The sequence below is a fragment of the Rheinheimera fenheensis genome, from assembly GCF_039871805.1.
In the GTDB taxonomy this organism is placed as follows: Bacteria; Pseudomonadota; Gammaproteobacteria; order Enterobacterales; family Alteromonadaceae; genus Alishewanella; species Alishewanella fenheensis.
The window spans coordinates 119531-132302 of sequence record NZ_JBDPJM010000006.1; the positions used below are offsets into that span (position 1 = coordinate 119531).

Sequence of the window (12772 nt, forward strand, 5' to 3'; positions counted from 1 at the left end):
ATGCATTTTCAGCAAGTACAGCAGGCCTTTGTCGCCCACATTAAAAACCCCGAGCTGCCAATGCCTGAAGGCATAGCTGAAGATCGGATGGCGGTGTACCGTGAGCTGTTTTTTAATAATGTGCAGGGCTTTGTCGGCAGCGCCTTTCCGGTATTAAAAAGTTTATACCCGCAAGCGCGTTGGCAGGCGTTAGTGCGGCAGTTCTTTATCCGCTTTACCTGCAATAGCCCCTATTTCTTACATATTGCTGAGCATTTCCTGCATTTTTTACAGCAGGATTATCAGCCCCAGGCTGAGGATCCACCTTTTCTGCTCGATTTAGCCCATTACGAGTGGGCAGAGCTTTATTTATCGACTAAACAGCTGCAGCAGCAAGAGCAGCCTTTATCCGCTGAGCATTTATCTGAAGCACCCTTGGCGCTGTCAGCGTTAACTATGCTGTTAGCATATCCGTATCCGGTGCATCTAATCAGTAGTGAGTTTCAACCGCAAGCCGATGGTGAGACACAGTGTTATTTGTTGTATCGTAACCGCGGTGATGAGGTGAAGTTTGTGCTGATAAACCCGTTAACGGCAGCGCTGCTGCATCACCTGCAGCAGGCACCTGGCAGCACGCTTCAACAGTTAGTAGAGCTGCTTGCGCCATTCGTACCACAGCTGGACAGCGACACCTTGCTTAACGGTGCCAGCACGATATTACAGGACTTTGCCGCAAAAGGCCTGTTGATGTCTTTTCAAGCAGGGCAAAATTCATTACCATACACGCCCTTAATTCCACTGATGTCAAAAGAGAAGTGCAATGGCTGACGAGAAGTTTAAAGAGTCGTTTAACCTGTGGCAGTTTCTGGCCCTGGTAGCAGTGTTTGTGTCATTGCTGTGTTTAGCGCCAATAGTGCGTTGGCTGCAAATTCTGGCGTAAGCTGGCAGTAGTGTCGAAGGCCGCCCAAGGGCGGCTTTTTTGTCCCGTCGGGACCCTAACATAAAAGGTTTGTAACATGGATAAGCAGGCATTATCAGCTGAGTTAAAACAGGTTATTAAAACGGTTGTTGACTACCCTAAGCCGGGCATAGTGTTTCGTGATGTCACAAGCTTAATGCAGGATGGCGCAAGTTTTAAAAAAGTGATTGATGCGTTCAGTCACTTGTATGCAGATAAAGGCATAACCAAAATTGTCGGCACCGAGTCGCGCGGTTTTATCTTTGGTGCGCCGCTGGCTTATGCGCTGGGGATCTCTTTTGTACCGGTGCGCAAACCGGGCAAGCTGCCACGTGAGCGTATTTCACAGCGTTACCAGCTGGAGTATGGCGAAGATGCGTTGGAGCTGCATGCCGATGCCATTACGCCGGGCGATAAAGTACTGCTGGTAGATGATTTGCTGGCTACTGGCGGTACCATTGATGCTACGGCTAAATTAGTGCGTCAGCTGGGTGGTGTAGTTGAAGACGCCGCCTTTGTTATCGCACTGCCAGAGCTGGGTGGCGTGGCGCGTCTGGAACAAGCCGGGTTAAATATTTTAAGTCTGGTTGAGTATAGCGGCGAATAAGTTTAGTCTGTTAGCCTAATCTTAGTAAGACAGCAGCCGTTATGAGTTATCAGGTTTTAGCCCGCAAGTGGCGCCCGCAGCATTTCTCTCGTCTGGTTGGGCAGGATCATGTTAAAACTGCACTGGGTAATGCCCTTAGTAATAACCGGCTGCATCATGCCTACTTGTTTACCGGCACCCGCGGTGTCGGTAAAACCACCATAGCGCGTATTTTTGCCAAAAGCTTAAACTGCGAGCAGGGCGTTACCGCTACGCCTTGCGGCCAGTGCTCGGCTTGCACCGAGATAGACGCCGGCAATTTTGTTGATTTACTGGAAATTGATGCAGCATCGCGCACTAAAGTAGAAGACACCCGCGATTTACTCGATAACGTTCAGTATGCCCCCAGCCGTGGCCGCTTTAAGGTATACCTTATCGACGAAGTGCATATGCTGTCTAAACACAGCTTTAATGCGCTATTAAAAACGCTGGAAGAGCCGCCGCCGCACGTTAAGTTTTTACTGGCCACCACCGATCCGCAAAAGCTGCCGGTCACAGTATTATCCCGCTGCCTGCAGTTTAATTTGCTGGCATTAAGCCCGGCACAGATAGAGCAGCATCTGGCTTATGTATTAAACGAAGAGCACATCAGTTTTGAGCAGGCGGCGCTGGCACTGTTATCACGCGCCGCCAAAGGCAGTTTGCGCGACTCGTTAAGTTTAACCGACCAGGCCATTGCACAGACCAACGGTAATATCACGCTGGAAGCGGTGCGTACCATGCTGGGCTTATTAGATCAAAGCTGGGCTCAGCAGCTACTGCAAGCGGTGATTGCACAGAACATCACTCAGCTACAGCAACAATTAGCGGCCTTAGTACAGCAACAAAGTAATTTCGCTCAGGTACTGGATGATATGCTGTCGCTGTTACATTTGGCGGCCTTGGCGCAATTTAGCCCGCAGGCAGCAGCGTTTTCGCAACAGCCAGCATTTGTACAAACGCTGGCTGATAGTCTGGCACCGGCACAAATTCAGCTTTACTATCAGCTGCTGATCAGTGGCAAAAAAGAGCTGCCTTATGCACCAGATCCACTCACTGGGCTGGAAATGGCACTGCTGCGCGCTATGGCGTTTGTGCCAGAAGCGCGAACCACCACTGCAGCTCCAACAACCGGTGTGGCAATGCCGGCGAGTTTGCCGCTGACAGTGCCTGCTCCGGCTGTACAGCATCAGCCGACACAGGCTGCACAGACCTTTGCTGCACACCATGACCCCATCACGACTGACTCGGGTGCTACTCAGCTTGGTGATACTAGCCAAAGTGTTAACCCCACTGCCGGACAAAGTACAGACACCAATGCAGCAGAGACGACGGTTAATGATGAATTACAACTGGATGAAGCTACTGCCCGCATTATGGCGCGTCGCGGTGTGCAGTTAACCGCACCAATGGGAGGCAAAGCTGTCGTTGTTAACCCGACTGACCCAAGTCCATCGACACCCATCCAGCAAGAGCCAAATGGTGTAACACCAGAAGCGCCCGCGCCAAAAAAGTTTGAGCGCCCCAAGGCGCCTGAACAACCGGCGTCTGAATACACACTGGCGCCTGAGCAAAACGATAATGCTTATGACGATAGGCTCGTCGCTGAAGACACAGGCATCGCTGATGATACTGAGAATGCCGACAGCGCGGCTTACGCTGCAGTAAGCGATGCGCTATGGCAGCAATATGAGCAGGACGCACCGGCTAATGTTGATGCTTTGTTGCCTTTTGATGGCAGTATCGACGAGCAGAATTTTTCGGTACGCTTTGCCGCTCAGGTTGATGCCTGGGCCGCCCGGGTGGAGACACTGGACACGGGGGGCTTAAGCCGGCTGTTCTTACTTAATGCGGCAGCTGAGCAAAACGGCAATCAATTAACGCTGAATGTAGCGCAAAGCCAGCAACATCTGGATAGCCCGGCATTTCGTACTAAGTTGCAACAGGTGCTTGAAGCGAGTTTTAATCAGCCGCTAGAGGTGGTTATTCATTATCAGCCTGAAGTGACACAAAGCCCGTTAGCGATTCAGCAGCGTATAGTGCAAGAGCGGCTGGTTTACGTTACCCGTTTGCTACAGCAGGATGAAAAGGTGCAGCAACTACAGCAATTGTTTAATGCCCAGTTGCTCACCGACACCATAGTCGTGCACTAGCGAGAGTTTGGCAAAGATGGTGCGCTAAACATCGGATGCCAGCAGAGCAGCTTGTAATTTGGTAGCGAAGTTATTATCTTAGCCGCCATTAATACAGGGTGTTTTAGTACACTTTTAACTTACTTTTACAGCAGGACACAGCTTATGTTTAAAGGCGGTATGGGCAATATCATGAAGCAGGCGCAAGCCATGCAGGAAAAAATGCAGAAAATGCAGGCTGAAATTGCTGCAATGGAAGTGACCGGTGAAGCCGGTGCCGGCCTGGTTAAAGTGACTATGCTGGGTAATCATAATGTGCGCCGTGTCAGCATAGACGACAGCCTGATGCAGGATGACAAAGACATGCTGGAAGATTTAATCGCCGCCGCCATTAACGATGCGGTACGCCGCGTTGACGAAACCAGCAAAGAAAAAATGGCGGCCGTAACCGGCGGCTTGCAGTTACCGCCCGGCATGAAAATGCCATTTTAATGAACCGTTTAACGCCGCTGCTGCAGCAGCTGATTGACGCACTGCGTATTTTGCCGGGTGTTGGGCCAAAATCGGCCCAGCGTATGGCATTTGCTTTGCTGGAGCGCAACCGCGAAGGTGGGCTGCAGCTGGGCGCAGCATTACAAGCGGCGATGACAAAAGTAGGGCATTGTCAGCAATGCCGTACTTTTTGTGAAACTGAGCTCTGTGCTATTTGTGCTGAACCTGCACGCCGTGCCGATGGTCTGCTGTGTATTGTTGGCACCGCTGCCGACCAGCTGGCGATAGAGCAAACCGGCCAGTTCAATGGCCGTTATTTTGTGCTGCAGGGCTATTTGTCACCGTTAGACGGCATAGGCCCGCAGGATTTAGGCCTGGATCTGCTGGCAAGCCAGCTGAGCGCCGGTGATATCAACGAAGTGATCCTGGCCACTAATCCCACGGTAGAGGGCGATGCCACGGCTTTTTACATCGCTGAGCTGTGCCATAAACAGCAGATTAAAGTGTCGCGCATTGCTCAGGGTATTCCGGTGGGTGGCGAGCTGGAATTTGTCGATGGCACTACTTTGTCACATGCTTTTAGCGGCCGTAAAGCATTTTAACCGCTAAAACCCTGCTTGAAATCCGGTTAATACTCCCCATATTAGTTGTCATTACGCGGCTGCCGGTGCAGCCCTTTATGTAACTGCAACTTTTCATGTGTGAGGATAACCACAATGAGTGACACCACAGCCACCTCCAGCGGCCAGAAGCAAACCCACGGCTTTCAGGCAGAAGTAAAACAGCTGCTGCAGCTGATGATCCATTCACTGTATTCCAACAAAGAAATTTTCCTGCGGGAGCTGGTGTCAAACGCCTCTGACGCCGCCGATAAACTGCGCTTTTTAGCCTTATCGGATGGCAGCCTTTATGGCGATGACGGCGAGCTGCGCGTGCGCATCAGTCTGGATGAAAAAGCCCGCACGCTGACCGTTAGCGATAACGGCATAGGTATGACGCAGGAGGAAGTGATTAGCCATCTGGGCACTATTGCTAAATCCGGCACTAAAGAGTTCTTCTCGCAGTTATCTGGCGATCAAAGCAAAGACTCTAAGCTGATTGGTCAGTTTGGTGTCGGTTTCTATTCTGCCTTTATCGTGGCCGATAAAGTTACTGTGCGCACCCGTAAAGCCGGTACGGCGGCTAATGACGCGGTAGAGTGGGAGTCGGCCGGCGAGGGCGATTACAGCATTACGCCTATTAGCAAAGATAGCCGCGGTACTGACATTATCCTGCACCTGCGTGAGGGCGAAGATGAGTTTTTAAGCCGCTGGAAAGTAGAGAGTATTGTGACCAAATACTCAGATCACATTAGTATTCCGGTTGAGCTGTGGCAGGAAGAGCAGCCAGAGCGCGACGGTGCTGATGGCGAGAAAATCGCTGCTGTGCCAGGTCACTGGCAGGCGGTGAATAAAGCCACGGCGCTGTGGACCCGCGATAAATCTGATATTAAAGACGAGGAATATCAGGAGTTTTATAAGCATATTTCGCATGACTGGAATGAGCCGTTAAGCTGGAGCCACAACAAGGTGGAAGGCAACAGTAACTACACCAGCTTATTGTACGTGCCGAAAAAAGCCCCGTTTGATTTATGGAATCGCGAAGCCCGTCATGGCCTGAAACTCTATGTGCAGCGCGTGTTTATTATGGATGACGCTGAACAGTTTATGCCAAGCTACCTGCGCTTTATCAAAGGTGTACTGGATTCAAGTGACTTACCGCTTAACGTGTCACGCGAAATTCTGCAGGACACTAAGGTTACTCAAGCGCTGCGTAAAGGCTGTAGCAGCCGCGCGCTGAAGATGTTGGAAAAACTGAGTAAAGATGCGGAGCAATACCAAGCCTTCTGGAATGAATTTGGTCAGGTGTTAAAAGAGGGCCCGGCGGAAGACTTTGGCAACAAAGAGCAAATTGCGGCCTTATTGCGCTTTGCCTCAACCCATAACGATGACGGCACGCAAAATGTAGCGTTGGCTGATTATGTCAGCCGGATGAAAGAGGGCCAGGACGAGATCTACTATATCGTTGCCGACAGTTATGCTGCGGCGAAACACAGCCCACATCTGGAAGTGCTGCGTAAAAAAGGCCTGGAAGTACTGCTGTTGTCAGACCGCATAGACGAATGGCTGGTACAGCACCTGCCGGAGTTTGACGGCAAAAAGCTGCGCTCAGTGGCCAAAGGTAACCTCGATTTGTCTAAGCTGGACGATGAAGAGACCAAAAAAGCGCAGCAAGAAACCGAGAAGGCCTTTGCTGATGTGATTAGCCGGGTAAAAGCGGCACTGGGTGAGCAGGTTAAGGATGTGAAAGTCAGTCATCGTTTAACTGAAAGCCCTGCTTGTGTGGTAACTGACGAGTTTGATATGAGTACCCAGATGATCAAACTGATGGAATCTGTAGGGCAAAAAGTACCCGATGTGAAGCCCATTTTTGAGCTTAACCCAGAGCACCCATTAGTGAAACGGGTTGCAGATGAGCAGGATGAAGACCGCTTTAAACAGTGGTCGCAGGTACTGTTAGATCAAGCGCTGTTATCCGAGCGCGGCAGCTTAAAAGACCCTGCCAGCTTTGTTAGCCGCTTAAACGGCTTACTGTTGTCATTGGCGAAATAATTCGCCGCCTTTGGCTATGGTTTAGCACGATGCTAAACCATAGCTTTGCATTAAACTTTAGTCGTATTTCCTCTAGGCTAAACTGTTGTTTTTAACGCTTTGAGCACCAAAAGCGTGGTGAAACCGCATTTATACCAGCCTTCGACTAAACGCCAGTAAAATAGCCAGACCAGTTGGTCGTAGCCGACAAATTTCTTGTCTCAGCTGACGCATTATGTAAAGATCCAGCCTTTAATATTAACGGATCAATCCCAAAACATGAGGGTGTTGCTATGCGCATAATTTTGTTGGGTGCCCCGGGTGCCGGTAAAGGAACCCAGGCTCAGTTTCTGATGAGTAAATATGGCATTCCACAAATTTCTACCGGTGACATGTTGCGTGCCGCCATTAAAGCCGGTACTGAACTTGGCCTGGCAGCAAAGCAGGTAATGGACGCCGGCCAGCTGGTATCTGACGATATCATTATTGGTCTGGTAAAAGAGCGCATTGCAGAGCCGGATTGTGCCAAAGGTTTCTTACTCGATGGCTTCCCGCGTACTATCCCGCAGGCAGACGCAATGAAAGAAAAAGGCATCAGCATTGATCATGTGATTGAGTTTGACGTACCAGACGATGTGATTGTCGAGCGTATGGCCGGCCGTAGGGTGCACCCGGCGTCTGGTCGTGTTTACCATATTAGCTATAACCCGCCTAAAGTAGCAGGCAAAGACGATGTCACAGGTGAGGATTTAGTGATCCGCCCGGATGACGTTGAAGAAACCGTCCGTAAGCGTTTAGCGATTTACCATGAACAAACCAAACCGCTGGTGGGTTATTACCGTGCTGAGGCCGATGCCGGCCGTACGCAGTATCACCACATTGATGGCACCCAGGCAGTAGAAGCAGTAACGGCTAAACTGGTAAGCTTGTTAAGCTAAGCTACTACTAAAGTTGTTTATAGCAAAAAGCCCTGAAAATCAGGGCTTTTTTGTGTCAGCATGCTGAGGCTCAGGCAACTTTTTCGCTGTTTAACAGCTGTGTCGTCGCTTGTGCTGAGCTATTGCCAATGCTAATTTTGCGTGGCTTTAATGCTTCCGGCACTTCACGTACCAGTTCAATATGCAGCAAGCCATTCGCCATATGGGCGCCGGTAACTTTAATATAGTCAGATAACTGGAATTTGCGCTCAAAATTGCGTTCGGCAATGCCCTGGTGCACAAAGCGGCGACCTTCCTCTTTGCCGGCTTTTTGGCCTTTTACCAGCAAGGTATTGTGTTCGGTTTCAATGCTCAGTTCCTGCTCATCAAAGCCGGCAACGGCCATGGTGATGCGGTACTGATCTTCGCCAGTAATTTCAATATTATACGGCGGGTAGGCTGGCTGCTTTTCATTACGGGCAGCGGCGTCCATTAAATTCGCCAGATGGTCAAAACCAATAAATGAGCGATAGAAAGGTGTTAAGTCGATATTTGTCATAACCAATTCCTCATTAGCAAACAGGTGTTTTGTTGCCCTTCATATGAACGGGCGTTAATGCTGACAGCACAGCGGCTGTCGTTGTATTTCAGGTGCTGTATCCAGCCACCTGCACTGTTAATAAGGTCGGTTAATGAGGTTTCAAGCCAGCGCAGAAAAAATTTTCCTGCCCTGACCTGTGAAGCCTGGGCTTACTTTTTCGCTAACAGTTGTTGTAGCGCCGTTAGTGCGGCATCGTAGTCTGGCTCTTTGGCCAGCTCGTCTACCAGTTGTTGATACACCAGCTTGCCGTCGGCGTCGATAATTAGCACGGCTCTGGCAAGTAAGCCCATGTCTTTAATTAATAAGCCATAGTTACTGCCAAAGTCGCGCCAGACGGCGTCTGATAACACCGGCATTTTATCAATCTGCTCTTGCTGACAGTAGCGCTTTTGCGCAAAGGGCAGGTCGGCGCTGATGGTTAGCAAGACAACGTCGTCCGTTAAGTTTGCTACCTCGCTGTTAAAGCGTTTGGTTTGCAGTGAGCAAATACCGGTATCAATACTTGGCACTACACTTAGCATGACGGTTTTGCCTTTATAATCTGCCAATCTGACCGGTTTAAAATTACCATCGACCACTTTAAAACCAGGTGCTTTAGCACCCAGCTCGACTTTATTGCCGAGTAACACTATCTGCTGGTTGCCCGCTTTTACCTTGCTCAAGCGCTCCGGTAACCTGGCTTGTAAATCGATGGCAAAACTGCTGGTGCTAAGGACGGCAAGCAATAGCGCCAGTGTTGCCTGACGACGAAAACATGATGGTGTTGGCGATTTGGCAAACATGATACAGTTCCTGTTAATATTGAAAACGCTAATACTAATATGCTGCTGCAGCACATTTTTTTATACTTTATGCCCTAAGCGGAGATTTCAGTCTAGACTGAAATGAAGCCCGAGTTGAGTGAGACGCCAATGACCGTAGCGGTATTAATTTGTGACGACTCTAACCTGGCACGCAAACAGCTTGCCCGGATTCTACCACAGGAGTGGCAGAGCAAACTGTTTTTTGCCGGCCATGGCGCAGAGGCCCTGGAAACCCTACTAACACAAGATATTGACTGGTTGTTTCTGGATTTGAATATGCCAGTGATGGACGGCTATCAGGTGCTGGCTGAGCTGAAGCAGCGGCAAATACAACTTAATGTCGTGGTGGTGTCGGGTGATGTGCAGCCTGAGGCCATCGAGCGGGTGAAAAGCCTGGGTGCACTCGATTTTATCCGCAAACCAGTTGATAGTGCCAAATTGGCGCAGCTGATGCAGCAGCATGCGATGTCAGTACGAAGCCCTGTCAATACCGTAACACCGGCCAGAGCAGCCGCAGCTACTGTGGAGCTTAACGCAGAGATGCGTGACGTCCTGCAGGAGCTTACAAACGTGGCGATGGGGCAGGCCGGTGATTTGCTGGCGCGGCTGCTGAACGTGTTTGTTAAATTACCCATTCCAAATGTTAACTTAATTGAAGTTAGCGAATTGCATATGGCGTTGGCCTCGGTAGAACATGAGTCGACCACCTCAGCAGTGTGTCAGGGTTTTATTGGCGGCGGGGTTTCAGGTGAGGCACTGCTGATTTTAACTGACTCCAGTTTTAAAGATATCGCCAAACTGATGAACTATCAGGGCGATTTAACGGTAAAAGTTGAACTGGAACTGTTGATGGACATCGCCAATATTCTTATTGGTGCCGTATTGAAAGGTTTGGCCGAGCAAATTGATATGAGTTTTAGTCAGGGCCACCCTGTCGTTTTGGGGCAGCATGCTACCGTCAGCGAACTCATCAAAGCCAACGCAAAACGCTGGAAGAAAACTCTGGCAATTGAGCTGAGTTACGGTATTGAGAACTACGAAATCAGCTGCGATTTGCTGTTGCTATTCACGGAAGACAGTCTGAAAACGCTGAGCTACAAAGTTGCATTCTTGCTGGAGGGCTGAACATGTCACAAGCACAGGTTGAGGTATCAGAAGTACACTGGCTGATGGACATGTTTCAGACGGTAGATGTGGGGTTGGTGGTGCTCAACTGTGATTACCGTATTCAGGTGTGGAATGGCTTTATGGAGAACCACAGCGGCTTAACGCCGCGTCAGGTGCGAGATCGCTATTTATTTGATCTATTTAGTGAAATTGATGAAGACTGGTTAAGACGTAAATGCGACCCGGTGATCTTGCTGAAAAACCGCGCTTTCACCATTTGGGAGCAGCGGCCCTATATTTTCAAATTCCGTAACTACCGGCCAATCACCGGCAGCGCCGAATATATGTACCAGAACAGCACCATTTTTCCGCTTACCGATGCGCGCGGCCAGGTGACACACCTGTGTTTTATTATTTATGACGTGACCGATGTCGCCGTAAGCCGTATTGAGCTGGAGTCGATGAATGGCCGGTTAAAGCAGCTGACCAAAACCGATTTTCTTACCCAGCTGTTCAACCGCGGCCATTGGGAAGAAAATTTAATTCAGGAATTTAAACGGCTGCAGCGCTATCAGCACAAAAGCACTTTGTTAATGTGCGATATAGACCATTTTAAGCGCATCAACGATACATTTGGTCATGCAGCCGGCGATGTGGTGATCCAGGCTATTGCTGACGCGGTGCGCAACAACTTGCGCTCTACCGATATTGCCGGCCGTTATGGTGGTGAGGAATATGCGGTATTGTTAGTTGATACACCATTGCAGCAAGCTGCGGTATTGGCAGAGCGGTTGCGTAAATCCGTTGAAGCCCTGTCAATTCCATACAATGGACAACAACTCAAAGTAACACTCAGCCTGGGTCTGGCTGAGTACGATAGCGGCATGAAGGAGCACAGGCAATGGATTGAAGCGGCAGACAAAGGCTTATATCAATCCAAAGCCAATGGCCGTAACCAGCTAACTTGCTACAGGGCAGATTAACCGCTGTTATAAATCGCCCTGCTCCGGGCAGCTGGCTAACAGCTCGGTGCTACCATCGTCGTTTTGTTGCTCCAGATAAACGGTAAACCCCCACAGCCGGTGCAGGTGTTTTAGTACCTGTAGCTTGCTGTCTGCCAGCGGTACCCGGTTTTGCGGAACATAGCGCAGCGTCAGCGAGCGATCGCCATTTAAGTCGACGTTATACACCTGAATATTCGGCTCTATCTGGCTCAGGTTGTATTGCTGCGACAGCATAGTGCGAATTTTCTGATAGCCCTCAGCGTTGTGAATGGCTGCCACTTCCAGGCTGCTGTCTTCGTCATCGTCGATAATCGCAAACAAGTGAAAATCGCGGATCACCTTAGGTGATAAATACTGGCTGATAAAACTCTCGTCTTTAAAGTTTTGCATGGCAAAGTGCAATGTTTCCAGCCAGTTACTACCGGCCAAATCAGGGAACCATTCTTTATCTTCCGCCGTCGGTTGCTCACAAATGCGGCGAATATCGCTGAACATGGCAAAACCCAGCGCGTAAGGGTTAATACCGGAATAATATTTACTGTTGTATTCCGGCTGCGCTACCACATTGGTGTGGCTGTGCAGCACTTCCAGGATAAAGCGGTCGCTGACTAAACCTTCATCGTATAAATGCTGCAAAATGGTGTAGTGCCAAAAAGTGGCCCAGCCCTCATTCATCACCTGAGTTTGCTTTTGCGGATAAAAATATTGCGAGATTTTGCGTACTATGCGCACAATTTCACGTTGCCAGGGTTTGAGTAGCGGGGCATTTTTCTCAATAAAATACAGGATGTTTTCCTGTGGTTCAGCCGGGTAGCGATTGCTTCGCTGCTCGGTGCTGGCGGCGCGGGTCGGTATAGTGCGCCATAAATCATTTACCTGTGACTGCAAATAACTCTCGCGCTCCTGCTGGCGGCGCTGCTCTTCATCTAACGAGATTTTCTGTGGTCTTTTGTAGCGATCGACACCATAGTTCATAAGCGCGTGGCAGGAGTCCAGTGTATCTTCTACTTCACTGATGCCGTATTTTTCCTCGCACTGGCTGATGTAATTTTTTGCAAACATCAGATAATCAATAATGGAGCCGGCATCGGTCCAGGTTTTAAACAGATAGTTGTTTTTAAAGAACGAGTTATGACCATAACAGGCATGCGCCATCACCAGTGCCTGCATGGTGATGGTGTTCTCTTCCATCAAGTAGGCAATGCAGGGATTGGAGTTAATGACAATTTCATAAGCCAGCCCCATATAACCACGCTTGTACTGCTGCTCGGTCTGGATAAATTTTTTGCCGTATGACCAATGATGATACCCAATCGGCATGCCGATACTGGAATAGGCATCCATCATTTGCTCAGCCGTGATCACCTCAATCTGGTTAGGATAGGTATCTAATTTATAAAAAGCGGCCACCCGCGCAATTTCACGCTGATAAGCGTCGAGCAGGTCAAATGTCCAGTCCGGGCCATCCGGCAGACACTGGCTGGTTTTGGCTTTTGCTTTGGCCATAATTGCACCTCACGACAA

12 protein-coding genes are annotated in these 12772 nt (G+C 49.6%); 9 read left to right on the forward strand and 3 right to left on the reverse strand.

The genetic code is table 11. The annotated features are described in order from the left end of the window. The 7 genes from ABGI61_RS10845 (at position 1) to adk (ending at position 7754) form a co-directional block, all read left to right on the forward strand. Positions 1-807: an HvfC family RiPP maturation protein gene (locus ABGI61_RS10845; RefSeq protein ID WP_347600933.1), complete on the forward strand. Its 807-nt coding sequence runs from the start codon at positions 1-3 to the stop codon at positions 805-807. A gap of 188 nt (positions 808-995) precedes the next feature. Then, positions 996-1544, forward strand: a complete 549-nt coding sequence (gene apt / locus ABGI61_RS10850; protein WP_347600935.1) for an adenine phosphoribosyltransferase — start codon at positions 996-998, stop codon at positions 1542-1544. A 41-nt stretch (positions 1545-1585) separates the two neighbouring features. After that, on the forward strand, positions 1586-3715 hold the full coding sequence (gene dnaX, locus ABGI61_RS10855; RefSeq protein WP_347600937.1) for a DNA polymerase III subunit gamma/tau: 2130 nt from the start codon (positions 1586-1588) through the stop codon (positions 3713-3715). A gap of 144 nt (positions 3716-3859) precedes the next feature. Then, positions 3860-4186, forward strand: coding sequence for a YbaB/EbfC family nucleoid-associated protein (locus ABGI61_RS10860; protein ID WP_347600939.1), 327 nt, complete (start codon positions 3860-3862; stop codon positions 4184-4186). Beyond that, positions 4186-4788 carry a recombination mediator RecR gene (gene recR, locus ABGI61_RS10865; protein WP_347600941.1) on the forward strand — a complete coding sequence of 201 codons (603 nt, stop codon included), beginning with the start codon at positions 4186-4188 and terminating at the stop codon, positions 4786-4788. The genes ABGI61_RS10860 and recR overlap by 1 nt, the downstream gene beginning before the upstream one ends. A 114-nt stretch (positions 4789-4902) precedes the next feature. Next, positions 4903-6837 (forward strand): molecular chaperone HtpG, encoded by a 1935-nt coding sequence (gene htpG, locus ABGI61_RS10870; RefSeq protein WP_347600943.1) that lies wholly within the window; start codon positions 4903-4905, stop codon positions 6835-6837. A 272-nt stretch (positions 6838-7109) separates the two neighbouring features. Further along, complete coding sequence (gene adk, locus ABGI61_RS10875; RefSeq protein ID WP_347600945.1) at positions 7110-7754, forward strand: adenylate kinase; 645 nt, start codon at positions 7110-7112, stop codon at positions 7752-7754. Positions 7755-7824: 70 nt separating this feature from the next. Here adk and ABGI61_RS10880 read toward each other — a convergent pair whose 3' ends face one another. Then, entirely contained in the window at positions 7825-8292 is a 468-nt protein-coding gene (locus tag ABGI61_RS10880) for an Hsp20 family protein (protein ID WP_347600948.1), read from the reverse strand. Positions 8293-8483: 191 nt separating this feature from the next. Continuing rightward, positions 8484-9116, reverse strand: coding sequence for a thiol peroxidase (gene tpx / locus ABGI61_RS10885; protein WP_347600950.1), 633 nt, complete (start codon positions 9114-9116; stop codon positions 8484-8486). Between the two features lie 129 nt (positions 9117-9245). Between tpx and ABGI61_RS10890 the strand changes: the two genes are divergently transcribed. Both ABGI61_RS10890 and ABGI61_RS10895 read left to right on the forward strand, forming a co-directional pair. Then, positions 9246-10262 carry a response regulator gene (locus ABGI61_RS10890; protein ID WP_440590593.1) on the forward strand — a complete coding sequence of 339 codons (1017 nt, stop codon included), beginning with the start codon at positions 9246-9248 and terminating at the stop codon, positions 10260-10262. A 2-nt stretch (positions 10263-10264) separates the two neighbouring features. Continuing rightward, entirely contained in the window at positions 10265-11227 is a 963-nt protein-coding gene (locus tag ABGI61_RS10895) for a sensor domain-containing diguanylate cyclase (protein ID WP_347600954.1), read from the forward strand. 6 nt (positions 11228-11233) lie between these two features. Here ABGI61_RS10895 and ABGI61_RS10900 read toward each other — a convergent pair whose 3' ends face one another. Next, complete coding sequence (locus ABGI61_RS10900; protein ID WP_347600956.1) at positions 11234-12754, reverse strand: SpoVR family protein; 1521 nt, start codon at positions 12752-12754, stop codon at positions 11234-11236. Positions 12755-12772 lie beyond the last annotated feature (18 nt).